Raw genomic sequence first — 25499 nt, 5'->3', positions numbered from 1 at the left:
CTGGTAAATAGTATTTTAAAAGTCAATCTTCTATATGATAACTTTTAAACAACTTTTAATTACAGAGACCTCATATGGAGATGTCAATTTTATGGGTTCTCCATCTAATTGAGCTGGACAATTCTCGTTAGTTTTAATATTTATATTTTCGAATCGTTGCGCGTAGTTCTTTTTAAATAATATGGAGCTGCTTAACTTTGCAGCGAGATTACCTCTAGACTTAGCACATACTAAATCTAAAGAACCGTTATCTACTTGAGCTTGTGGTGTGAGGGATAATCCATATCCCATAAATTTTGTGTTAGAAATAAGTACGCAATAAAGAGGTGTGTTAGAATTTTCTAAAACTATGCTGTTTTCATTTCTACTAAAAAAAGAATTAATACTGTGGGATGTATAAGTAACCAAACCTCTTTTAGGATCACTATCGTAACGATTTATAACATCTGCAGGATAGCCTAGCGCAAAATTTGAGAAAAAGTAGCGTCCATTTACAATACCACAATCTATTGCTATAGTTTTACATGAAATAATTGATTTACACACCTTTTCTAACGACTTAGAAATTCCTAAGTGACTAGCGAGACCATTTCCAGAACCGCGAGGTAAAATGGCAAGTTTAATATCTGAATTGATTAAAAATTTTGCAACCGTATTTACAGTTCCATCACCACCAGAAGCAACAATAATATGGTAATGATGCGAAATACATTCTTGAGTTAGCTCTTCCAGGTGTTTTTTAGAAGAAGAATACTTTATTTCTATAGCATATTTAGATGTATCAAAAAAGGAATTGATTTGTTTAAATTCTAATTTATTACCCTTTTTTCCAGAAATAGGGTTAACTAAAAATGCGACTTTAATCACTGATTATTCTTCTTTAAGGTTCCAATCATCAGCATACATTCCGTAAACTGTTCCTAATTCATAATCTACAACATACTTCTCATCTTTTCCAGACTGAAAATTAACATGATAGACGTAAGAATGAATTCCTTCCTTTTTAAGTATACTTAATAACTCTCTATTTCTCATGATAGAAGCTCTTGAAAGAACTATATACTTGACCTTATTTTTCTTTGCAAAATCTAAGATGTTTTCTTTAAAATTATTAATTATATTTTCAGAAAGCATAGGTTCTATCCCTAAATTCAATGCTTTTTCTGCATCTGGCAATGTAAACACTTCCATTCTCAGTCGATTCTTGTCGATAAATTGATTTCCAAAACCAGAAATATCTCTAGTTTTATCTGTTACTAATATAGCGTCTCGATGAGTTTTAAACCAATTATTAATCATCACCATATCAAGTGTGGAGTAGAGATTATGGACTTTATACCTCTGGAATTCTTCTAATGTTACAGGTGTTTCTCCAGTAAATCCTGTTTGCTCTTTCCATATATTCCAATCATGAGCAGCAACAAATTTACCGTCAGAAGTTTTTATAATATCCAATTCAAAAAGTCTGAAGCCCTTTTCATAACTCAAATTAAGCGCTTCTAAACTATTTGTATATATTTTCCCATCTATCTTTCCACCAGCGTGCGCAATAAACCGATTATTATCCACACTATATTTTTTAACAAGAGCTGCAGAGTTTTTTAACGGTTTTACTTCAGAGTAAGGAATTTTAAATTGCTTCTCTAAGAGTAGATCATCCACTAATTCTATATTAGAATTATTTTTAATTTGAGCAATATAGGCTTGTCTGTTTTTTAATCCTTTTAATTTTTGCAATCTTAATACATCAAGATCATTTCCATAATTATTAAAGTTTTCTCCAGCAGTGTCATGAGCTATAAGAAAAGATATGTATTTATCTTTCTTAGCAGTTTTAATAGCTTTAATTAATTCTGTTATACTTTGAGGGTTTGAGTAGGTATCAAAAATATGTGCTGTCATTTTTCCTTTATCATCAAAAGTGATTAAATTGATACCACGATCGAGAAGAGTCTGGTTGTCTTTGATTTTGAACCAACTCCTTTTTTTAGAATTAAAACTAGCACTTTTGATAGTTATGATCGCCTCGTCTGCAGCAGTGCTTATTAATTCTTTTTCTTCAAGATGGTCTATACTGCTTAATTTACTTTGTACTTCATCGTATGAGTAAGTAATCAAGTCTCCTTTTTTGTAAGAAACTATTCCATCTACATCTGTAAAAAATGATTTTAATATGTCTGCATCTTCTACAATGATGTGTAAAGTTTTAGGCTCTTTAAGGCTCTCTTTTAAATTCTGAAAAGGTATCCTGTTCTTAGAACTAATTCTTAATTTATGATCTAATTGTACTTGAAGAATAACTGATTCATTATCATTCACAATGAATTTTTCTAAAGATAAATTATCTTTTAATTGGTTAATTGAGATGATGCTATCTGATTTTATAATGTTAAATCCGTCAGCAAAATTGGCGGTTTTAAGGGCAGCAATATTTATATCTCGTAAAGCTTGTTTATTATTATCAATAAAATCATTTTTATTATTATTTAATACATCTGTTAAGAATTTTACGTTGCTTTCTATTCCTGCGAGGCTTAAAATTGTTCTAGGCATTGAAATTTGATTTAACGTAGATCGATCTTTTACAGAGTTACCAGCCGTAGATAACACGAACAAACTTCTCTCTTTAAATCTATCAACTGTTTCATGTTTTGCCATAAAAAGATGATCCGGCACCATTATTACAACTGTATCTTCTAGAATATTTTCACTCTTTAAGACCTTTATTAGTTCTCCTATGTAATAATCAACAGACGCGACCATGAATTCTAGATTTGAATTTTTAGGCTCAATAATACTTTCCATGCGCTTGTCATACAATCCATCTGGAAAATGAGTAGAAACCGTACTTGCAAATAATGCAAAAGGTTGATCTTGATTACTTTTTAAAAGAACTTCTTTTTTTATTTCTTCAAATAAATCTTTATCGTGCAAACCCCAAGGAATTCGTTCATAGGACGTTTCAAAATCAATTTCTGATTTGACCCTAAAATGAAATGTTTCTAGCATTTCTCTAATTCCAGAAAAATCTTTATTAGCTAATAAATAAGTAAGTTCATAACCTGCGGTCTGTAAAACGTCTCCTAAGGTATTCAACTTAAAATCTCTAGAACCTTGAAAAACGTCGTTTCCTTCTGAGCCAAAAAAAGCTGGCATACCAGTCATAGTCATGTAAGCAGAAGCGCTAGTCCAGCCACCTCCAGTAGTAGGGTTCATTGTTTTGAAAGAACCATTTTTAATTAATCTATTCAAGTTAGGAGTGAGATCTGGTCGCTCTGTAATAAATCCTTTTTCAAAAGATTCTAAAGATAGAAATATGATGTTTTTACCTGGTATTGCATCAATATCACTTTTTGCAATAGCATTAATATCTGGTACGTCTAATTTTGCTAAAGCTGTGTTTAAAGAATAAGCGTTTTCCTTTTTTAATGAATAAGTCTCATAAATATTATGAACCATATGATTATTTAAACTAAGAAAGATCATTCCTAACGCTATAATTCCAGCTGGAACCATTTTTTTAACTTTCTGTAAACTCATAGAAAGCAAAAACAGCAGAATAAGAACAACCACTAAAACAATAAATAATAGTAATGCATCAAATAGAAATTCTTCATAAATATTAGAGACCACGTTCCACTCTAGGTGCTCATAGAATTTATAATCTGCAATAGAGCCTGTTAAAAAAACCGATGCTGACTGCAGCATTACAAATGCAGCAAAAACAAAAGAAACAATAGCTTTTACAATTTTATTCTTCATGAATATTAAAACACTTAGGCAAATTAAAAATAATATAGTAAGTTGTAAATAAGCCATAGAAGTGATAGTCTTTGGGGTAAATATATTAAATACTGAAATAGTAATTTTTGATTCTACTATTTTGCAATAATCTTCTCGAGTACCTCAGCAATTTTTCTATCATTAGAAAGACGTGGTAATTTATTCTGACCGCCTAGTTTACCTATGGTTTTCATGTATTCTTTAAAGCCATTTTCTGGTACTGAAGTGATAATTAATGGTTGTAGAATCTTACCGGTGATTAAATCGTCATAATAAGAGTTTTGTTCTCTCATTTGAATATCAAGTACTTGTGCCAGTTTATGAAGATCTACATTTGTAGCATCACCCAATTCTACAAACCACTCATGATATGGCAATTCATTATTTGCTGGGCTTAATTGTGGTGCGACAGTAAATTCATTGATTACAATACTCAATTTATTTGAGGCTGCTTTCATAGCCTCTTCTACTTCTTTACCTATAACATGTTCTCCACTAGCGCTTATGTAATGTTTTATACGACCTGTAACCACCACTCTATATGGTGCCGTACTAGTAAATGCAATGGTATCACCTATGTTATAGGCCCATAATCCTGCTGTAGTAGAAATGATCATGACATAATTAACGCCTGTTTCCACCTCGCCTATGGTTAATCTAGGTGCGTTTTTATCATGAAACTGATCTGCTGGTATAAATTCATAGAAAATACCTGCGTCTAGAAGCAAAAGCATTCCTTTTTCATCTTGTTTATCTTGATAGGCAAAAAAACCTTCACTAGCAGGAAAAAGTTCGATACTATCTACTTTACGACCTATAAGTTGATCAAATTTTGCTCTATAAGGCTCAAAATTAACACCGCCGTAAATGAATAGATTAAAATCTGGAAATACCTCACCTACTTTTTTACCAGTACGTTGCACGATGCGTTCAAAATACATCTGTACCCAACTTGGGATTCCAGAAATAACGCTCATATTTTCTGGTAGAGTCTCATCAATAACTGCTTCTACCTTAGTTTCCCAGTCTTCTATACAGTTGGTTTCCATAGAAGGTAACCTATTCTTTTGTAAATAATTAGGTACGTAATGAGCAACAATACCACTTAATCTACCTAGTTGAATTCCATTTTTAGATTCCATCTCTGGACTTCCTTGTAGGAAAATCATTTTACCATCTACAAATTGTGATTTTCCAGTTTCATGAACATAACTTAAAATCGCATTACGAGCCGCTTTTATGTGCTCGGGCATCGACTCTTTGGTAATCGGAATATATTTTGCACCACTAGTCGTACCAGATGTTTTTGCAAAATAAAGAGGTTTTCCTGGCCATAAGATATCACTCTCACCAGCTACTACTCTATCTACAAAGGGTCTTAATTCTTCATAATCACGCACTGGTACTTGTGATACAAAGTCTTTATGTGTTTTTATGTTGGAAAAGGAGTGCGCTTTCGCGAAAGCGGTATTACCAGCAGTCTTAATTAAATTATGAAACACTTTTTCCTGAGAGGCTACCGGTTTAGAAGCCCAACTTTTAGTTTTTCTATCGATGATGGTAGCAAAAACTTTTGCACCGAGTGACTTTAACGACATCTATTCAAAGTTGATAAAATTAGTAGGATCTAGTGGGTAACCATCGCTCCATATCTCAAAATGTAGATGTGGACCAGTTGTTAACTCTCCTGTATTACCTACGGTAGCAATTACTTCACCAGCTAGTACCTGATCATTTTGTTCTTTAAGCAAATTACCTGCGTGTTTATATACTGTAATAAGTCCATAAGGATGCTCGATAAGCATGGTATATCCTGTTTCTGAACTCCAGCTAGCAAAAACCACTGTACCGTCTGCAGCGGCTTTTATAGGTGTTCCTACGGTAGTAACAACATCTACGGCATAGTGTTTTATCTCTGTATCATAATTACTAGAAATAGTTCCTTTAACTGGCGGGAAGAAGACAAAATTAGTTTTTGCTTTTGCACCGGCGATAACACTGTAACGGTCTGCTTGTGCTACCTCTTCTCTTAATAGACTATCTTCTTTAATAGGTGTAAGATCTGGAATCTCGGTACTGGTTTCAACTTTTGCAATGCTGTCTATACGTTCATACTCTTCTGTAGTGATGTCACCATTGAGAAGCATTTTTATACGCCCATAAAACTGATCGTTACTTCTTATCGCTATTTCTAATGAGTCTGTTCTCTTTGCCAGTTCTATATTATCGCGACGCATACTCACGTCTGCATAACCAGGAATGTACTCTCTAATAGGTGTAAAGGCTATAAGTGCCGTGGTTAATCCTATTAATAAAATAGCGCTTATTACGGTCACTACAAATACATTAAGTCTGGTGAGTTTGAGACTAAAACGTTCTTCAAAAGTGTCGTCGTTGAGCACGACCATGCGGTAATGGTGTGTCCATTTGCTCTTTTGGTTTCTATTTTTTTTCTTCTTTGCCATGCGATCTTAACGTGTAACAAATATAAATAGTTTTTCTAGGTATAGGGTGATTAGGTCTTGGGTATTTAGGTGTTAGACAGCTAGGTGATTAAACGATAGCTATGTAAAATAAAAGCATGACTAATTAGAGTGTAAATATGCTTTTGCTAAACTCGTATTGAGAATAGTACCTGATTTTATTGATATCAACTGAGTATCTCAAAAACAAGTTTTTAGCGTTTTGGGTTTTCAAATAAGCTTTATTAAAGATTAACAGCCTAAAATCTTGTGATTATACCGCTTGTTGTATCTTTGTATCATAAAATCATTAAGCGATGTTATCAAATTATATATTATTAGGAATGCCTGGTGTAGGAACGTGGGTTGTAATCGTGGTTGCTATATTAATTCTTTTTGGAGGTAAAAAAATACCAGAATTGATGCGCGGTATAGGTGGCGGAATCAAAGAATTTAAGGATGCTACTAAAGAAGAAAACGATGTAAAGAAAGACGATAAAACTAATCTAGATAGGTAGTATATAATCTCAAAAACACAAAACCCCATCATTTTTTAAATGATGGGGTTTTTTTATATAGAAATACATTAATGTTAGTTATTAAAAAAACACGGCATTGTTAAAATCTTCTTCAGTGAATTTCCATGATAGATTGAAAGTGTTCCCGACCTGTTCTAAGTCATATTCATTACCATCAAAAATAGGGTCTGGATTTTGACCTGATCGAAATAAATAGGTTAGTTTTTTTGTGTTATTAAATTTCACAACTATCGAATCAAATCTATAAAGATTTGTAGGTCCAGGAACATCTCTCTCAGTTTTACATCTTTCTACAATTAAGCCGTTTTCTTGAAGAGAAAAAGTTCCTATTTCAGTTATAAATTGTCCACTATTATAATCATACATTTCCAATACAATATCTTGATTAGAGTTGTTTATATAAGAATAGCAGGTTGTTCGATCTTCTTGATCTGGATCACAAGATGCAAGAATTAACAAAATTAATATTGATAATTTTTTCATTTTACCAGTTGTTAAATAATTGTAAAACGTCAGCTGGATTATCTTTGCCTAGAGCATCTAAGTTTGCTCTATAATCGTCAAGGTCAGTAGCATTTTTTAAAGCTTCTTGAACCTCTCTAACGGTAAAATTTTCGGCATTGTCTGTCGGTAAAACACAAGCAAATGGGCCTACTCCTTGATTTTGAGTATCTGTTAAATCGTAAACTAAAGTTGTATAATATGGTTCAGTACTTATCGTTTGATCTTGCAAGTTTTGACCTTCATATCTATAGGCAGGTTCTCCCAGCCTGTCATAAAACTCATCCATATCAGTAATTTCAATATGCGTAGCATAAGACTCCATCAGTCTTCTGTTATCGTCTCGCTCACCATTTGCCGTAAATGATGGGATGTAGGCATTATGAATCCAGATTAGTATAAGCCAGCCAGTTAAGCTTCATAATATCTTTTGTTTTTGATGAGTTAGTTTGATACTAAGATAATGATATTCAACTTACTGTCTGTAAAAAAAATATTAGTTGCCACTCTCCTTTTGCGGCTCTATAAACTTTAAGCTCTTTAAAATAGCCTCTATTTCAAATAAATAATTACGCTGTGCACTAGCCGGTGCACTCACGTATCCTTCTATAATTAACCAGTTATCTTTTTCTTTATTGTAAATAGCATAATTAACAAATGGTCCTGCCATAAACATATTCTTTACTTCCCAAGTTCCCTTAGTCTCATAGGCAAATTTACCGTCTATCTGACTTTCATTAAGAAAAGGTGAGAATGCAGGTTCCGTCTGGAATGGTCCACCATCTGTAAGAATTTTTATGGCACCTATAGAATCACGTACTTTTACAATATCCAGCACAGTACTATCACTACGTTTTATTCTATTGCGCTCTACTTCATAGATCATAAGATCCATAGTCCCTTCTTTAATACTTCTACGTAACCAGAAAAAATCGTTGTCGATCTCTCCATTATAAGTAGCAAAATGATAAGCTCGAGGTACAATAAGTTCTATACCAAAACGGTCTGTAATCCTATCTGTATTTAAGGCCACCTTATCCATAAGGTATTGCTTGCGCTTTACTTCTCCTTTATTAAATACAGCTATCATATCGTCTGCATTATCAGAGATTACCTTTGCTATATCTACCTTATCTGTACCACGTACCACTATACCTAATTGCGGATTTGCGTACAGGTCCTTTTTAATACTCACTCCACTACTATCTGACTGTTTAATGATCAAATAATTACGTGATTTTTTAAGCATTCCAGTGAAGGCAGCAGGTTTTACATGATTTAATGTAAACATAGGCTCTTCTCTTACTATGCCATCTAGTGGTCTAGCAAACTCTTTTCTAATCGTATCACCTAGCGGTCCATCCCAATCGTTATTTCCTATAACTACGAGTATATCATTGAGTCTACCGGCACTATCTTGCACTACAATAGCCTTATCATCACAGCTTATAAAAGCTAGACATACTGCAAGTATTACATATAATTTTTTCATTTTACTTTAATTTAAGGGTGGCACCTACCTTAAGGTCGTCAGATGTGGTAGGATTCAATTTACGTATGCTAGCAATAGATATGCCATATTTATTGGCTATTTTCCATAAACTGTCTCCACTTTTAATTTTATAAGTGGCTGGCGCTTTTGAAGAGCTAGATTTAGAAGTAGTTACTGGTTTTCTAGAGTGTATATATAACTTTTGTCCTATTCTCAAATTATTACTTCTCAAGTTATTCCAGCGTTTTAATTGGCTAACTTTTACGTTATACTTATTAGCTATTTTACCTAGGTAATCACCATTTTTCACTCGATATACAGATCGGCTTTCTGCAACTAGCAATTCTGGAAGAGGTTTTTCTATTTTGTCAAATTCCGCTTTCGCGAAAGCGTACACAGCAGCCTCATTACTAACAAATTTTGCGGCATCTCTAACAGGAAGTCTCAGGTTATGATTTTTACCCTTTACAAAAGGAATAATATCTAGTTTATAAGAAGGGTTATGAAACTGTATTACCTCAAGATCTTGGTCTGTAAATTGCGACACATGTTCTAGAGATATCATTCTTTTAACTCTTATCGTGTCTGTTGCAATAGTTTTATAAATAGTCTGTTGCGGCTGGAATCCATGTTCTGGAGCGTAAGTGAAGAGATACATCATCGCCTGAAAAGCTGGTACATAACCGGCCGTCTCACGTGGCAAATATGGTCTAATATTCCAGTAGTTTTTATAACCACCACTGCGACGTATCGCTTTATTTACATTACCTGGCCCAGAATTATAAGCCGCGAGAACTAGATCCCAATCTCCATAAATTTTATATAAGCTACTCATGAATTTACACGCAGCAACTGTAGATTTTATAGGATCCATGCGCTCATCTACATAAGAATTTACTTCTAGATCATAATTGCGACCTGTGGTAAACATAAATTGCCATAATCCAGTGGCACCTACTCTACTCTTAATACGTGGGTCTAAGGCACTTTCTACTATAGCCAGGTACTTCATCTCTAATGGAATATCGTACTGATCTAAGTAAGGCTCAAATAAGGGAAAATAATAATCACTTAACGTCATCAATCGTTCCATGTAAACACGTTTGTAACTGAGTTTTTTATTGATCAGTTTTTCTAGCACCGGATTGTAATCTATCTGAAAAGGCGTGCTTTCATTAATCGCTGCTAGTCTAGCTTTAAGTGTGTCAGTAGGTAAGGTTTGATTTACCGTCTCACTATAATCCATTTGTACAATCTCTTTGTACATATACTCATATAAATCATTGTTATACAATTCATTGAGTAGTTTTTCATCCAGATCATCTACCTCAGGATGCACGATAAGTGGCGTACCTGCAACGGTAGTATCCATCATTATTTCTTGAACAGGTATTTCTCTAGATAATATAGTACCAGATTCTATAGAATCATTTTGAGCTTGTTGTCTTTTATACTCTTCATAAGAAATGACTTTGCCCGTAGTAGCTGTAGAATCTTGTTCTACTTGTGCCGCTAGTGGTGTAAAGACTACTGAAGATAGTAATAGTAAAAGGTATTTGTTCATGAATTGTTTCTGTAATTACTGTGAAATAACATTTTCTATTTGATGAGTTTAGATATACAAATAGTAAAAGTGTGAGAATTTTTTAGACAATAACGTCTAACTATATTTATACTGAATAAGCTTTGCACAAACATATGAGATTATGCAAAGCCAGAAATTAGTTTGTTTTTAAAATATGGGGTTATCCCTTAATAGCAGCTATACCAGGAAGTGTTTTCCCTTCTAACATTTCTAGCATGGCGCCACCACCAGTAGAGACATAGCTTACTTGATCTGCAAAACCAAATTGTTTTACCGCAGCTACACTATCACCACCACCTACTAACGAGAATGCACCATTTTTTGTTGCCATTGCAACAGACTTACCTAAAGCGATAGTACCATTTGCAAACGGTTCCATTTCAAAAACACCAGCAGGTCCATTCCATAGAATAGTTTTGGCACTTTGTAACACTTCATGAAATAGCTCTCTAGATTTCTCTCCTACATCGAGTCCCATCCAGCCATCAGGAATTTGATCTATGGCAGCTTTATCCATAGTAGCAAGTTCAGAAAAAGAATTTGCAATTACAACATCTACCGGTAAGTGAATTCTGGTATTCGTTTCTTTAGCTTTAGCAAGAATTTCTAGCGCTAGGCTTTGTTTATCATCTTCTACTAGAGAATCACCTATTTTACCACCTTGTGCTTTGATAAACGTATAAGCCATACCACCAGCTATAATTAAGTCATCCACTTTAGTTAGAATATTCTCAATAACCGTGATTTTAGAAGACACCTTAGCACCACCTAAAATAGCAACTAGTGGTCTTTCTGGGGTTTCCATTACTTTATCTAGACTATCGATCTCACGATTCATAAGTAGTCCAAAACATTTCTCTTCAAAATATTGTGCTATTACAGCAGTACTAGCATGAGCCCTGTGAGCAGTTCCAAAAGCATCGTTTATATATACGTCGCCTAATTGTGATAACGCTTTCGCGAAAGCGGAATCTCCAGCAGTCTCTTCACTATAATATCTCAGGTTTTCTAGAAGTAAAACCTCACCAGGTTGTAAATCTTGAGCAGCTTTTTGAGCTATTTCTCCTATACAATCTTCTACAAATTTAACCTGAACACCGAGAATATCACTGGCTGTATCAACCACATGACGTAAAGAGAAATCATTTTCTTTATTCTTAGGACGACCTAAATGTGACATCAATATAACAGAACCACCTTTTTCTAAAACATGAATAATCGTGTCCTTTGCTGCCTGAATTCTAGTAGCATCAGTAACCTTAAAATTCTCGTCTAGAGGTACATTAAAATCAACTCTTATAAGTGCTTTTTTATTCTCAAAATTAATCTGGTCTATAGTCATCTTATTATATTCAAAATTGTTTAAAAACAAATATAACGGTTCTCGATCTACAATATCGTTGTAGGGAATGGAAAAAGGTGTAAGTTGTTTACTCTCGAGGGAAAACAGTAATATCTACCTATGTGAAACAGGTTGTTAAATTCATAAAGTAACATCTTCTCTTAAAGGAAGACTAGAGATGGATGTATTCCCATCTTTACCATCATCCACTTATATTTGCACTATGCAATATCAAGATGTTTTAGGACTTACTCATATAAAAAGCCACTTACAGTCTACTGTAAAAAATGGCCGTATAGCACATGCTCAAATGCTGGTAGGACCTACCGGTAGTGGTGTTTTACCACTTGCAATTGCCTATGCTAGAGATATATTATGTGGAGAGCATAATGAGAGTTGTCATGCACAACTTAATAATCTAGCGCATCCAGATTTACATTTTTCTTTTCCAATGCCATCGTCTGCAGGAAGTAGTAGTACAAAAGCAACCTCAGATATTTTTTTAAAAGAATGGCGTGTTTTTTTAAAAGAGAACTCTTATGGTAGTCTACCGGACTGGTACAAGGCCATCGATATAGAAAAAAAGAATGCCGAAATACGTGTAGCCGAAGCGCAACTTATCATGAAAAAGTTGAGCCTTAAATCTTATGAAGGTGGCTACAAAGTACTCATTATATGGGGTGCAGATAAAATGAATACAGAGGCAGCAAATAAGCTACTTAAACTTATAGAAGAACCGCCTAGTAAAACCATTATTTTACTCGTTGCAGAATCTGAAGATAAAATCATAAATACTATTAAATCTAGGTGTCAGATTATACATGTACCAAAACTTAATGCCGCTGTAATAGCCGAAGGATTACAAAAAAACCTTCAATTAACTGAAAGTCAAAGCTCTATAATTGCTAGGCAGGCAGATGGAGATTATAGAAAAGCGGTACAATTTTCACAAAATAATGCCGAAGATTTACAATTTGAACAGTGGTTTGTGCAGTGGGTACGCACCGCATTTGTCGCAAAGACTAAGATAACTGCGATTAACGAGCTTATGGATTGGGCGACAACTATAGCTAGTGTTAATCGTGAAACACAGATAAGATTTTTAAATTACTGTATTGAATTTTTTAGACAGGCTATGCTTAAAAACTATAAGGCAGAGAGCGCTGTATATCTAGCTCCGCAAAGCGGTTTTGACCTAAGTAAATTTGCTCCTTTCGTCGATGGAAATAGAATGATAGAAGTGCAAAAACAACTTCAAGAAGCTATTTATCACATAGAACGTAATGCAAATGGAAAAATAGTGCTTACCGATTTAAGTATCGGAATGACGCGTATATTACATTCAAAAGCCTAGAAATAAGGATAAACTACCATCTTTAAGTACTTTATCGATTAAAAAGCAGTAGTATTTAAAAGGATAGTATAATTGTAATACAATACAAAAGCCATGCTACTTACCTATTCCGGTATTATACTACTTCTCATCTTCTTACTTGTTACTTACCTCATTTCTTCTTTTGAAAAAATATTTGCTTGGAAACAGACCTATAAGGACTTTTGCGGCTTATTTAAAGATGCTCTAAGCCCTTTTGTAGTTTTGATAAGTACTATAGTAATTCTAGGTATAGAAATTACGACTAGCACGATAATAGGAATTGCATTATTTAATATAGTCACAGAAGAAAGTTTACTTTATGCTCAATATGCATTTATACTATCCAGTATTCTTCTTTTGATTTTATTAGTAGGTCTTAGAATTGTAAAAGATTTTGCTGGCGCATCTAGATTAGGAATTTACTTCATAGTCAGTGTTGCAGGCCTATTTTGGTCTCAATATATATAATCTATCTGAAAATTAATAATGATAGGTACATCTTATTGATATTGACTTCAAATAATGAGTTTTAAGCGGTTTTAAATAAATCGTATACATATGTCATAACAAAATGAAAAAGCGCTTTTAAAACTAATTAAAAGCGCTTTTTGAGTACATAAGTGATAGAACTGGGCTCCTTATTAAATAAAGCTACACAATTTGATAGCAAGCCTATAATTATTCCTTTTATAAAAGGAGAAAATGATTTTTCATATCTCGATGATAAAATAGAAACATAAAAACTATCAAACCACATAGGTTTCATTTTTACGATTTCAAATTCTTTATCAAATAAACTTTTTACTGCTTTTTTATTAAAATGGAATAAGTGCCTTGGGACATCGTAGCCAGCCCAATACTTTCCATAAAATCGTGCATCATAAGATTTATAATTAGGTAAAGCTAGTATTAAAATGCCATGAGATTTTAGTAACGCAAGTATTTCCTGTTTTTGTCTTTCGACATCTGTTACATGTTCTAAAACATGATACATAGAAATAACGTCAAAACTATTTTCCTTAAAAGATTCTAAATTGGGTTTTAAAACAATTCCTTTTTCTCCTGCTATTTTTCTGGCTTTTGGACTAGGTTCAAATCCAGTTGCTGTAATTCCTTTTTTTTGTAATGCGTTTACAAGGTCTCCTACTCCAGCACCTATATCTAATACTTTTCCATTTTTAATAAATCTACCTATGAGCGAAGTCTTAGATTTAAGATTAAAGGATTTTGCAAAATTATAGCAAAACGCAAAAAATGATTTTTGAGTATCATCGTGAGATAGGTAATCTTCACTCTCATAATAAAGATCTAATTGCTCTGGTTGAGGAATAGTCTTTATCAATTCTGTTTCTGGATCTAGATATAATTCGAACTTTTCTTGAGTTAGAAAGTAATCCTTAAGTTCTAAAAAAGGTTTTGAAAATTTAAAATTCATATAATTGTTTCACGTGAAACTATCGACCCATATGGACTAATAATACAGAAATATCACTAGGTGAAACACCAGAAATACGACTAGCCTGAGAAACAGTTACCGGTTGAATTTTTATTAGTTTCTCTCTAGCCTCAAAAGAAAGCGATTTGATACTTTTAAAATCATAGTTAGGTGGAATCTTTACATTCTCTAATCGATGTAGCTTATCTGCATTATCTTTTTCCTTTGCTATATAACCTGCATATTTTACATGTACTTCTACCTGTTCTAAAATATCATTATCAAGGTCGTTATCTTCTAAATAAGTTTTAACCTGAGAAATGGTTTTAATATCTTCTAAATCAATTTGAGGTCTAGAAAACACTTTAAACAATTTATCATTTTGAGTAACCTCTTTACTTCCCTTTGCGACAAGTAAATTATTCATCTCTTTAAAATCATAACTTGTATCACGTAAGAACTGAACCATTTTTTCAGATTCTGTTGCTTTACGATCAACTCTTTTAAGAGCCTCATCGGTAATAATACCTAACTCAACCGCTCGTGGTGTTAACCTTAAATCGGCATTATCTTGTCTTAACAAGGTTCTATATTCTGCACGAGAAGTAAACATTCTATAAGGCTCTTCTGTACCTTTAGTAATAAGATCATCTACAAGAACTCCTATATATGCTTCGTCTCGTTTTAATATGAAAGGTTCCTCTTCTCTAATTTTACGCACCGCATTAATACCAGCCATTAAACCTTGAGATGCTGCCTCTTCATAACCAGTAGTACCATTAATTTGACCTGCAAAATAAAGACCGTCTACTAATTTTGTTTCTAACGTATGCTTTAATTGTGTAGGTGGAAAATAGTCATATTCTATAGCATAACCAGGTCTGAAAAATTTGACTTTTTCAAAACCAACTACACTACGTAATGCTTTAAATTGTACATCTTCTGGCAATGAAGTGCTAAATCCGTTTACATAAACCTCACAAGTATTCCATCCTTCTGGTTCAACAAACAATTGATGACGATCTTTGTCTGCAAAACGATCAATTTTATCTTCTATACTAGGACAATAACGTGGCCCTAAAGACTGTATTCTACCATTAAACATAGGAGAACGATCAAAGCCTTCACGTAATAAATTATGCACCTCAGGACTCGTATAAGTCATGTGACAATCTCTTTGCTGCTTTAAAGAAGATGTAAGATTACTGTAGCTAAACTTAGAAGTATCTACATCTCCAGGTTGCGGCTCCATCTTTGAATAATCTAAAGAACGACCATCTACACGAGGTGGAGTTCCCGTTTTCATTCTACCAGATTCAAAACCTAATCCCACTAACTGACCAGTGATTCCTGTAGAGGCTCTTTCACCAGCTCTACCACCACCGAACTGTTTATCTCCTATATGAATAAGTCCATTTAAAAACGTACCATTTGTAAGTACAACAGATTTAGATCTAATTTCAATCCCTAAAGAAGTACGTACACCTACTGCCTTACCATTCTCTACGATTAAACCAGAAACCATTTCCTGATAAAAATCCAATAGAGGGATTGCCTCTAACTGCAATCTCCATTCTTCAGAAAAACGCATGCGGTCATTCTGTGTTCTAGGAGACCACATAGCAGGTCCTTTAGACTTATTAAGCATCTTAAACTGTATTGCACTCTTATCAGACACAATACCGCTTAGTCCACCTAAAGCATCTATCTCACGAACTATCTGTCCTTTTGCAATACCACCCATGGCCGGATTACAAGACATCTGTCCTATCGTTTCTAGATTCATGGTTACAAGTAACGTACTAGCTCCCATATTTGCAGAAACAGCAGCAGCTTCTCCACCAGCGTGGCCAGCTCCTACTACTATAACATCGTATTCTTTATCAAACATTGCTTATTGTTTCACGTGAAACATCACGATTTTCTCATTCTCTTTTTCACGCATAATACGTGCTTCTTCATCACTCTTGTCTCCATAACCACATAAATGCAATACACCATGTGCCATGACGCGATGCAATTCATTTATCTCGCTTTCGCGAAAGCTAACAGCATTTTCCTTAACCCTATCTGTACTTATATAAACCTCACCATTTATTAAACCGTCTAGACAGTAATCAAAAGTTATAATATCTGTATAGGTATCATGATCTAAATGATCTTGATTAATTTTCAAAAGATACTCGTCTGAACAAAAAACAAAGGACAATTCTCCTATAGTTTTACCCTCAGAAATGACTATGGATTCTAACCATTTTGAGTAGACAACCTCATCGAGTTGCGCAAAATTATTCTGGTAATTTAATTCAATCATTAGCTTTAAAATACTCCTTTACCTTATTGCGGTATTGGGGCTGCAAAGGTAATACTTGTCTATTTAAAATCTCTTTGTTATTAAAGTACTTAGAAGCATCAGGAATTTCGGCTTTTGTATTGTTATTAAAATCTCTAACATTGGTTGTGGCTTCTCGTTGATTCTCCTCGCCTTGTTCTAAACCGGCATCTTTTAATTTTAATAAATCGTGCTGTATATCCATCATGCGTTGTTGCACTTCTCTATTGAAACCTTGATCCAATAGTTTACGCTCAACAGCTTTCATTTTATCTGTTATATCACCTACTTTACCTTCCAATCCTTCACGACGTATCATATCTTCTAGCTGATTACGTAACTCCTGTTGTTGTTTATAAATATCATAAATACGAGCAGCCTCCTGTTCACTTTCTCTATAACCTTGTTGTTCCCCATCTTCACCACCAGATCCTTCTCCATTACCAGAACCATTATTGCCGCCTTTTCCAGAATCACCACCTTGGCCGCCTTGTCCACCTTGGCCACCATTACCAGATTCACCGCCTTGTCCACCTTCACCACCTTCACCTGACTCACCACTTTCTCCACTTTGTCCTGATTTACCAGACTCACCTCCTTGACCAGACTGACCATCCTTACCAGATTGTCCAGATTCACCACCTTCTCCACTCTCTCCGCCTTGACCGCTTTCTCCATCTTTACCACTTTCACCAGACTTACCAGATTCACCATCTTTACCTTCTTCTCCCGCCCCAGACTTAGATAAACTTTCTTGTTTTTTAATAATATTAGGTAATTGAAAGCCCTGACCAGATTCACCAGATTGCCCCATACCTGGCATGGGTATACTATTATTCATAGCGTCTAAAGACGCACTCAACATATTTGCCAAAGTGTTAGCACCTTTAAAAACAAATTGCTGCGATACCTGGCCCTTATTCATTTCAAATTCTGCAATTTGATCTAGAGATTTATCTAGGTAATAATAAATATCTGTAACCTCTTCATTAATCTCCTGACCTACTTTAGGGTTGCGAGTTGCTAGAGCAAATAAACTATCATCCACATGCTTAAAGGCGCTTTCTAAATCCTTTTGAAACTTTAATTTACTTCCCAGATTAGGACTTAATCTATTCATGTCACGCATAGATTCCATTAAACCCTCTTCCTCTTGAGAGAAAACAATCAAATTATCTAGAATTTGTCTCAAACTTTCAGCATCTTCCTTAATTTGATCAGCTGACATTTGAGCCATTTGAGAAGACATTTTCTGAGCTTGTTGCTGCATTTTTTGAGCAGCACTTTTCTGTTTCTTTTGCGCATCAGATGATTTTGAGTTTTCAAGATCTTGACTGGATTGCTCTTGTTCTTCGTGAATTTCTTCAGAATTTTCAGGTTCAAATTCTAAACTCATAGGATCTTTAAGACCATCATTCTCTTCTTCTAACTCTTTAAGTTGCTTCTCCCATTCTTTGTATTCTTCATTCAACTTATCCTGATCTTCCTTCTTATTATCTTCACCTTCCTTCTCTGATTGTTCCTTTTGTTTCTGTGCTATTTTTTGAAGCTCCTTACCTAATTGTTCAAACTTTTGCTCTACATAATAGCGCTTTGTTAATTCCAATAATTGCTCAAGATTACGTTGCTGCTTTTTAGAATTCTTCCTAGCTTTCTCCACTTTTTCCTTTAATTCTTCAGCGGAAAGTTTTTCTTGATACTCCTGTAATTCCTTTAATAATTCTTCATTCTTTTTAAGTTCCTCGGCACTTTTTTCCATACGATCTTCAAGAACATCTTTCATTTCATCTTCTTGTAGATTTGATTTTTGAAGATTTTGTTTCATTTTATCCAACTCCTGTCGCATTTTTTGCTCCTGCTTTTGTTGGTTTTTTAAAGCTTGTTCTAACTTGCGTTTATCATTAAAACTACGATTCTTCTTCTGGAATTGTTCTTGAGATAATTGATCCAGCTTTTCTTGTTGTTTCTGTTGTTCCTTAACAGCTTCTTCTAAATTTGATAAAGATTCTTTTTGTTGAGAGAGTTGCTTTTCCTGAAACTCATCAATAGACAATTTGCGATAAGAAAACACTTCTGACTTTGTAGATTTAAAACTATTCACAGCGTCATTATCGATAACTTCAAAATAAAATTGATAACTCTTACCTCCTTCTAATTTGACATTACCAGGAAAGGTTAGTAGAAATTGATCAAAAGTTCCACGATTAGAACCCAGATCATAATTTATAATTTTAGAAACATCGTCTGCTGGATAATAGACCAACTGCATTTTACGTATACCATAATCGTCGGACGCTTGACCTTTAAAATACATCAAATCAGAATCCACAGAATCCTTTTTCATCTCTAAATCTAGTTCTGGATATTCATCTTTTAAAACATCAATTTTAAAATTAAGAACTTCAAAATCTTTGATGTTAACGTTAGAGGTAGCAATCGAATATTTAAAAGGTTGTGATACCGCTTTCGCGAAAGCGAAACTATTATCATTCTTTTTAAACGGAAATCTTTCTTCTGGGGTTATAAAATCTACGTGGCTCGTCTTAGAAGTTTTTAATTTCCAAGTAATCTTAGTGCCTTGCGGTACAACTGTATTACCTGTACTAGCAAGGACATCATCCTTTTTACCAGTATGCGATGGATAATCCAAGAATAAATCAAAACCGTTTAAAACCGGAACGTCATCTACCTGAAGTGTATAATTAAGACTGTTAACTTCATTAGCCGACAGATAAAATTGAGTAGCTTGAGTAGGTTTGGAAAAAATAAAACTAAACTTACCTGGAGAATCTTGAGTTAAAAAATAGGTCTGGTCGTTATAATGAATACTCGCATTTTCTGGCAGTTTACGACCACTTACCTCTACATTGAGTTTAAAGTCCCGACGTTGTAAAGTGTTGAGATCTTCATTGAGAATGGTAAAAGTAAATGGCGCAGGTGGAATGTATTCATTATTAAAATCTGCAACACGTTTTGCACTATCCGTTAAAACTTCATTATTACCAGTAAAAAATAAACCAGCTATAATTACCAACGGAATAGCAAGATACGGTAGGTATTTTTTGTTTTTCTTGTAATCTATCGCAAGTGTAAATGGTATGGGTTTAAGACTCTCACTTTTTTGATTAATACTAGCCCATGTGAGCTCATCATCACCACCATTTTTATGAAGCTGTAAAACATTAATTAATTTATCTGACACTTCAGGAAAATGAGTACCTATCATAGAGCTCGCATCTCTAAAATCTATACCTCGAGATAACTTAAATAATCTTGCAAGTGGTAAAAGAACAAAACGAACTAATAGAAACAATTCCATCATTATAAACAGACCGAATAATACGGTTCTACCTACTGGACTTAACCACAGAAAAAATTCAATCACTACGGTAAACAAAAAATACAGTAATCCTAAGGCCAAAAATAAAATTATACCTCTTATCAATTCATTGCGGTAATATTTACTTATAAACCGCGTGAGCTTGAGCTCTATTATCTCAAAATTTGTCATTTTGTATAGTATCATGTGCTTACCGTAAATATAACGGATTACAGCGACGTTTAAATTATCAATATATCCTAGCCTTAAAAAATCTAGAAAGGCCTGTAAATAGCTATTAAAATCAACCGATTTTTAAGAGTTATTTGATTAAAATCTTAAAAACTATAAGATAATCTTATTATTAACAATACTACGAATTTTGTTAATAAACCTAGGTATTCTACAGGTGATAATATTTCTTAAAAAACGCAATAAAACTTTTTAAAAATATTGGTTTAAAAAAGAAATCCAAATCTAATACTGTTAAGAAATCATAGGGATAGAAGTGAAATCATCTTACTATCTTTGCCGCCACATTTAAAAATGCTAAGAAATGAGTACAGATGTACGTGTAAGATTTGCTCCTAGTCCTACAGGGCCACTTCATATAGGTGGTGTGAGAACAGCGCTTTTCAACTATCTATTTGCAAAGAAACATAATGGAACTTTTATACTACGTATAGAAGATACTGACCAGAACAGATATGTGGAAGGTGCAGAAGATTATATAATAGAAGCATTAAACTGGTGCAAGATTCCTTATGATGAAGGACCAGAAAAAGAAGGAAATTGTGGCCCATATCGTCAAAGCGAGCGCAAAGAAATGTACCGCGCCTATGCTGAAGAATTGATAGAAAAAGGAGCTGCATATTATGCATTTGATACTGCTGAAGAATTAACCCAAGCAAGAACAACTGCCGAGGCTGATAAAAAGACATTTATATACAACCACAACAATAGATTAAACTTTACCAATTCACTTACTCTAAGTGCAGACGAAGTAAAGGAAAGACTAGACCGTGGAGACGCTTACACCGTACGTTTTAAACCAGAATTGAAGACTTTAAACATGTACGACGAAATCCGTAAAGGAATAGAAATCGATACAAGTCTATTAGATGATAAAGTACTTTTTAAAAGTGATGGTATGCCTACCTATCACCTGGCAAATGTGGTAGATGACCATACTATGGAAATCTCTCATGTTATACGTGGTGAAGAATGGTTACCTAGTATGGCGTTACACGTGTTGTTGTATGAAAGCTTTGGTTGGAAACGTCCTAAATTTGCACATTTACCTCTTATTCTTAAACCTACTGGTAAAGGAAAATTAAGCAAGCGTGATGGAGATAAAATGGGCTTTTCTGTATTCCCGCTAGAATGGAAAGATCCTAAATCTGGAGAGCTTTCTACCGGTTTTAGAGAAGATGGTTTCTTACCAGAAGCTATGGTTAATATACTTGCTTTCTTAGGATGGAATCCAGGAACGGAGCAAGAAATCTTTAACTTAGAAGAACTGATCGCTGCATTTAGCCTTGAAAAAGTAAATAGCTCTGGTGCAAAATATGATCCAGAAAAAGCAAAATGGTTTCAACAACAGTGGTATGTGCAACAGGATGATGCTGTTATAGGTTCCGCTTTTGCGAAAGCGTTACAAGAACAAAATATCTCTTACGGTTCTGAAGATTATGTAAGCATGGTAGCAGGCATGGTCAAAGAACGCGCTGTTTTTACAGAAGATCTTTTTGAACTAGCAGGCTTCTTCTTTACAGCACCTTCTAGCTATGACGAGAAAAATGCAAAGAAAGCATGGAAGGAAGATACTAACGAGATCATGTCTCAAGTAGTTCAAATTATAAATGATACAGAAGATGATAGCGCCGCTGGATTAAGCACTGCTATTAAAGGCTGGATTACGGCTCAAGAAATGGGATTTGGTAAAGTAATGATGCCATTAAGACTAGCTCTAGTAGGAAGTCTTATGGGACCAGATGTTTTTGAAATAGCCTCTATGATAGGTAAAACAGAAACAGTAAATCGCATAGAAACTGCAATGGAGAAATTGGGATAATAAAATCTCTTTGTAATACTAAAAAAAAGCCTGCTAAAAATATTTTAGCAGGCTTTTACTTTATGATAATTATAGACTAGAAATATAGCCTAGCTCCTACACTTATAAAACTGAAGTTACCATCTATATTATCACCAGCAACAGTAGTACCAGCTAGTGCATCAATAAATGAATAGTGATAATGAGCAGTTACCCTAAAATTTCTCGCACCACCTGAAAAACCTATAATTCCATTAACATTTATAGGAGATGTTTCTTGAAAATCTTTTAAAATTACAGGATTTACTACACCACCAGTAAAAGAGTTTTCATAACGATCTTCATCATCTATTTTTAGTTCTCCATTGAGCTGTAACGCAGGCCCAGCTTCTATAGAAAAGAAATCACTTTGTGCTATTTTCCAAGCCAGTAAAAACTTAACCTCTGCTCCTATCACGCTCATGTCTATTTGATCATTGGTAATATTTTCATTTACAGAAAAATTATGATTGAAGATACCGATAGAATAAATCATATCAAAATCATCTCTAAAATCACCACGTGTTTCTAGAGAGGCAGACCATCCTGTTCCTTGTGTTACCTCAACAGCATCAGTATCTATATTAAAAAAAGTAGCATCACCACCTAGTCCTATGCGATTATTATAGGAATATTTACGAGTTGCAGGTGCATTGATAGTTAATTCTTCTACTATAAACACATCGTCATTTACAGACTCATTTACCTCAAAAATAGAGTGATCTAACGTAGAGAAATTATCAAATTGATCTTGTGCTAAAGCTTTATTCATAGCCAAAACAATGAGAAATAGTAAAAAGGAATTTTTCATAGAGGTTGTAACAAAGTACACAAACATACTACTAATCTATAGTAAGCTCATAATATGGCATTAAAATGTAACCTTACTGCCACTTTAACGATAAACTAGTTTACTTTTATAAATATCTATTTAATACTAACCATTAAAAAACAAAAATCATGGATTTAATTATTTATGCCATATTAGGCCTACTAGCAGTGGTAGTTCTATTAGGTACCTTTTTTACTGTAAAACAACAAACTGCTGCAGTAGTAGAGCGTTTTGGTAAATTTACCAGTATGCGACAGTCAGGATTACAGCTTAAAGTACCTATCATTGATAAGATAGCTGGAAGAATCAATTTAAAGATTCAACAGCTAGATGTAATCGTAGAGACTAAAACAAAAGATGATGTATTTGTGCGTCTCAAAATATCTGTACAGTTTCAAGTAAGAAGAGAAAAAGTATATGATGCTTACTACAGACTTCAAAATCCTCATGATCAGATTACCGCTTATGTATTTGATGTAGTACGTGCCGAAGTTCCTAAAATGAAACTGGACTACGTTTTTGAAAAGAAGGATGATATCGCAATCGCAGTAAAACGTGAATTGAACGAAGCAATGATGGATTATGGATATGACATCATTAAAACGCTTGTAACGGACATAGATCCAGATATACAGGTAAAGGCAGCCATGAACAGAATTAACGCTGCAGAGCGTGAGAAAACAGCTGCTGAGTATGAAGCAGAGGCTGACCGTATCAAGATAGTTGCAAAAGCACGTGCAGAGGCTGAATCTAAGCGTTTACAAGGTCAAGGTATCGCAGACCAGAGACGTGAAATAGCTCGTGGATTAGAAGAAAGTGTAGATGTACTTAATAATGTAGGTATCAATTCTCAAGAGGCAAGTGCTCTTATTGTTGTTACACAACACTATGATACATTACAGTCTATAGGTGAGGCAACACAGTCTAACCTGATCTTACTACCTAATTCACCACAAGCTGGTAGTGACATGTTAAATAACATGATCGCTAGTTTTACAGCAAGTGCACAAATAGGTGAGCAAATGAAGAAGACTAATGCTAATAAAGAAGAAAAGGTAAAACAGTCTTCTAGATCGCAAAGAGATAAAGAAAGTGGCTATGATGATGATGGTCTAGAAGATGGATGGATAGAATAATTTACGTCCATTTTTATAAACACAAAAACGCTATCATTACTGATAGCGTTTTTTTTATATCATTGCTTTTTTAAACAATTCACTTTACCACAAAATATTATTTCTTCCCTTTAAGACCTACTAGTTTATTTACAACCTTCAGGACCACAGCTTTCTTTGCGATGGAACTGACTACACTTGTTAAAATAGAAACGGCAGAGAAACTCTCTTTTACTTCATTTAACTCTAACTTCATCGTCTCTTGATGTATTTGTTGCTGTAATTTAAGATACCTTAAATCACGATCTATTTCATCAAAATTATTGTAAACCCTCATGTTGTTCTATTTTAATATCCTCATTATCGTTGAAAAATTGAGCACTAGCTTTTTTAACCAATATTTTTTCAAGAGTTTTTTTAAGAAATAAGGATAATACAATCATTAAAAGTATATAAAATACACCCATTATAAGATATCCTAATGCAATGTTATCTAAAACATTTCCTAGATAAATAGCCATGGCTACACTTAAAAAAATAAGCGCTATAAGGAAGAAAAAACCTAAAATAATCTGGTAACTACTAGATACCACACCCTTCATAACCTTCTTAAAAAGGTCTAGTTTGTGATAACTTATCGACGACTCGATGTAATCTTGAGTCGCCGTAGTAAATTCTCTAAAATTGTCGGTTAGTTGTTTTCCCAAATCCTAAGTTTATATATTAACTTTAGCTGATGCTGTTTTGATACCTTCTTTTACAGAATTAGGTTTCTGTAATTGAGAATTTTTCATACGTAATTGTTCTAGTTTTTCTTCTAGAGCAACAATCGCATCGTCTGCTTTATAGCTTGCACTAGAAAGAGCTGTTTCAATTCTATCACCTACAGTACCTCTCAATTCAGTAGCTCTAGAGTTTACTGTAGAAGAGATTTGAGATGCTTTTTCTGATACTTGAGCGTACGTTTTACGAGCCTGCGCATCGATATCTTTTTGAGCTTTTTTTGCTTGTTTCTTTAATTTTTTTCTTGTTTTCTCTCCACTATCTGGAGCATATAACATTCCTGCAGCAGCACCTATTGCAGCACCTGCTATTAAAGCGATTAAGGTATTAGTTGATTTAGACATTTTTTTTCTTTTTTTGTTCACTAACAAAGGTAAATCTAAACACATTTTAGTGTAGTTAATAGTGAGTTAAGCTTACACGAATTACTATTAAAAACATGCTAAAAACTTATATTTAATATTAAAATTAGTTAAAATAGTAGATACTTATTATCAATTATCAAAAAAGCC

At 34.0% G+C, this 25499-nt stretch carries 22 protein-coding genes; 5 read left to right on the top strand and 17 right to left on the bottom strand.

What is annotated here, in order from left to right; all coding sequences use genetic code 11:
• Positions 1 to 30 precede the first annotated feature (30 nt).
• The 4 genes from ACJJVN_RS12745 to ACJJVN_RS12730 all read right to left on the bottom strand — a co-directional run bounded on the left by ACJJVN_RS12745 (position 31) and on the right by ACJJVN_RS12730 (position 6248).
• The gene (locus ACJJVN_RS12745; RefSeq protein WP_405378505.1) at positions 31 to 867 is read right to left on the bottom strand and encodes a diacylglycerol/lipid kinase family protein; all 837 of its coding nucleotides are present in this window, start codon (positions 865 to 867) and stop codon (positions 31 to 33) included.
• A gap of 3 nt (positions 868 to 870) precedes the next feature.
• A complete protein-coding gene (locus ACJJVN_RS12740; RefSeq protein ID WP_405378503.1) occupies positions 871 to 3762 on the bottom strand; it encodes a sulfatase-like hydrolase/transferase in 2892 nt (963 codons plus the stop codon).
• 116 nt (positions 3763 to 3878) lie between these two features.
• Positions 3879 to 5381 (bottom strand): GH3 auxin-responsive promoter family protein, encoded by a 1503-nt coding sequence (locus tag ACJJVN_RS12735; RefSeq protein ID WP_405378501.1) that lies wholly within the window; start codon positions 5379 to 5381, stop codon positions 3879 to 3881.
• Positions 5382 to 6248 (bottom strand): M23 family metallopeptidase, encoded by an 867-nt coding sequence (locus tag ACJJVN_RS12730; protein WP_104514238.1) that lies wholly within the window; start codon positions 6246 to 6248, stop codon positions 5382 to 5384. It lies immediately after the preceding gene.
• A 314-nt stretch (positions 6249 to 6562) separates the two neighbouring features.
• On the opposite strand from ACJJVN_RS12730, the gene ACJJVN_RS12725 reads away from it, so the two are divergent.
• Positions 6563 to 6763: a twin-arginine translocase TatA/TatE family subunit gene (locus ACJJVN_RS12725; RefSeq protein ID WP_405378499.1), complete on the top strand. Its 201-nt coding sequence runs from the start codon at positions 6563 to 6565 to the stop codon at positions 6761 to 6763.
• 81 nt (positions 6764 to 6844) lie between these two features.
• On the opposite strand, the gene ACJJVN_RS12720 is transcribed toward ACJJVN_RS12725, so the two are convergent.
• The 5 genes from ACJJVN_RS12720 to ACJJVN_RS12700 all read right to left on the bottom strand — a co-directional run bounded on the left by ACJJVN_RS12720 (position 6845) and on the right by ACJJVN_RS12700 (position 11704).
• Positions 6845 to 7267, bottom strand: coding sequence for a hypothetical protein (locus ACJJVN_RS12720; protein WP_405378497.1), 423 nt, complete (start codon positions 7265 to 7267; stop codon positions 6845 to 6847).
• 1 nt (position 7268) lies between these two features.
• Positions 7269 to 7610: a hypothetical protein gene (locus ACJJVN_RS12715; protein WP_405378495.1), complete on the bottom strand. Its 342-nt coding sequence runs from the start codon at positions 7608 to 7610 to the stop codon at positions 7269 to 7271.
• Positions 7611 to 7781: 171 nt separating this feature from the next.
• Positions 7782 to 8777 (bottom strand): DUF4837 family protein, encoded by a 996-nt coding sequence (locus tag ACJJVN_RS12710; RefSeq protein ID WP_405378493.1) that lies wholly within the window; start codon positions 8775 to 8777, stop codon positions 7782 to 7784.
• A 1-nt stretch (position 8778) separates the two neighbouring features.
• Positions 8779 to 10341 (bottom strand): lytic transglycosylase domain-containing protein, encoded by a 1563-nt coding sequence (locus ACJJVN_RS12705; protein ID WP_104514235.1) that lies wholly within the window; start codon positions 10339 to 10341, stop codon positions 8779 to 8781.
• 181 nt (positions 10342 to 10522) lie between these two features.
• Positions 10523 to 11704 carry a phosphoglycerate kinase gene (locus tag ACJJVN_RS12700; protein WP_405378491.1) on the bottom strand — a complete coding sequence of 394 codons (1182 nt, stop codon included), beginning with the start codon at positions 11702 to 11704 and terminating at the stop codon, positions 10523 to 10525.
• Between the two features lie 223 nt (positions 11705 to 11927).
• On the opposite strand from ACJJVN_RS12700, the gene ACJJVN_RS12695 reads away from it, so the two are divergent.
• Together ACJJVN_RS12695 and ACJJVN_RS12690 are read left to right on the top strand one after the other, a co-directional pair.
• The gene (locus ACJJVN_RS12695; protein WP_104514233.1) at positions 11928 to 13058 is read left to right on the top strand and encodes an ATP-binding protein; all 1131 of its coding nucleotides are present in this window, start codon (positions 11928 to 11930) and stop codon (positions 13056 to 13058) included.
• 93 nt (positions 13059 to 13151) lie between these two features.
• The gene (locus tag ACJJVN_RS12690) at positions 13152 to 13547 is read left to right on the top strand and encodes a hypothetical protein (RefSeq protein ID WP_104514232.1); all 396 of its coding nucleotides are present in this window, start codon (positions 13152 to 13154) and stop codon (positions 13545 to 13547) included.
• Between the two features lie 127 nt (positions 13548 to 13674).
• On the opposite strand, the gene ACJJVN_RS12685 is transcribed toward ACJJVN_RS12690, so the two are convergent.
• The 4 genes from ACJJVN_RS12685 to ACJJVN_RS12670 are packed head-to-tail and all read right to left on the bottom strand — an operon-like array spanning position 13675 to position 20231.
• A complete protein-coding gene (locus tag ACJJVN_RS12685) occupies positions 13675 to 14514 on the bottom strand; it encodes a class I SAM-dependent methyltransferase (protein WP_405378489.1) in 840 nt (279 codons plus the stop codon).
• 19 nt (positions 14515 to 14533) lie between these two features.
• Positions 14534 to 16405, bottom strand: coding sequence for a tRNA uridine-5-carboxymethylaminomethyl(34) synthesis enzyme MnmG (gene mnmG / locus ACJJVN_RS12680; RefSeq protein WP_405378487.1), 1872 nt, complete (start codon positions 16403 to 16405; stop codon positions 14534 to 14536).
• A gap of 3 nt (positions 16406 to 16408) precedes the next feature.
• Positions 16409 to 16828, bottom strand: coding sequence for an rRNA maturation RNase YbeY (ybeY, locus tag ACJJVN_RS12675; protein ID WP_405378485.1), 420 nt, complete (start codon positions 16826 to 16828; stop codon positions 16409 to 16411).
• Entirely contained in the window at positions 16821 to 20231 is a 3411-nt protein-coding gene (locus ACJJVN_RS12670) for a DUF4175 family protein (RefSeq protein ID WP_405378483.1), read from the bottom strand. Before ACJJVN_RS12670 ends, ybeY begins: the two co-directional genes overlap by 8 nt.
• A gap of 490 nt (positions 20232 to 20721) precedes the next feature.
• Between ACJJVN_RS12670 and gltX the strand changes: the two genes are divergently transcribed.
• Positions 20722 to 22239, top strand: a complete 1518-nt coding sequence (gltX, locus tag ACJJVN_RS12665) for a glutamate--tRNA ligase (protein WP_405378481.1) — start codon at positions 20722 to 20724, stop codon at positions 22237 to 22239.
• 76 nt (positions 22240 to 22315) lie between these two features.
• Here gltX and ACJJVN_RS12660 read toward each other — a convergent pair whose 3' ends face one another.
• Positions 22316 to 23029 carry a hypothetical protein gene (locus ACJJVN_RS12660; protein WP_405378479.1) on the bottom strand — a complete coding sequence of 238 codons (714 nt, stop codon included), beginning with the start codon at positions 23027 to 23029 and terminating at the stop codon, positions 22316 to 22318.
• Positions 23030 to 23217: 188 nt separating this feature from the next.
• Between ACJJVN_RS12660 and ACJJVN_RS12655 the strand changes: the two genes are divergently transcribed.
• The gene (locus ACJJVN_RS12655) at positions 23218 to 24225 is read left to right on the top strand and encodes an SPFH domain-containing protein (RefSeq protein ID WP_405370111.1); all 1008 of its coding nucleotides are present in this window, start codon (positions 23218 to 23220) and stop codon (positions 24223 to 24225) included.
• Positions 24226 to 24322: 97 nt separating this feature from the next.
• On the opposite strand, the gene ACJJVN_RS12650 is transcribed toward ACJJVN_RS12655, so the two are convergent.
• From ACJJVN_RS12650 to ACJJVN_RS12640, 3 genes are read right to left on the bottom strand one after another with little or no spacing between them, the layout of a single operon-like run.
• Positions 24323 to 24541, bottom strand: coding sequence for a DUF6327 family protein (locus ACJJVN_RS12650; RefSeq protein ID WP_104514224.1), 219 nt, complete (start codon positions 24539 to 24541; stop codon positions 24323 to 24325).
• Positions 24525 to 24911 (bottom strand): phage holin family protein, encoded by a 387-nt coding sequence (locus ACJJVN_RS12645; protein WP_405378477.1) that lies wholly within the window; start codon positions 24909 to 24911, stop codon positions 24525 to 24527. Before ACJJVN_RS12645 ends, ACJJVN_RS12650 begins: the two co-directional genes overlap by 17 nt.
• Positions 24912 to 24920: 9 nt before the next feature.
• Positions 24921 to 25331, bottom strand: coding sequence for a YtxH domain-containing protein (locus ACJJVN_RS12640; protein WP_104514719.1), 411 nt, complete (start codon positions 25329 to 25331; stop codon positions 24921 to 24923).
• Positions 25332 to 25499: the final 168 nt, after the last annotated feature.

Origin of the sequence: Nonlabens sp. Asnod3-A02 (assembly GCF_045063755.1) — a bacterium.
Taxonomy (GTDB): Bacteria; Bacteroidota; Bacteroidia; order Flavobacteriales; family Flavobacteriaceae; genus Nonlabens; species Nonlabens xylanidelens.
This window is presented reverse-complemented; position numbering and strand designations above follow the sequence as displayed.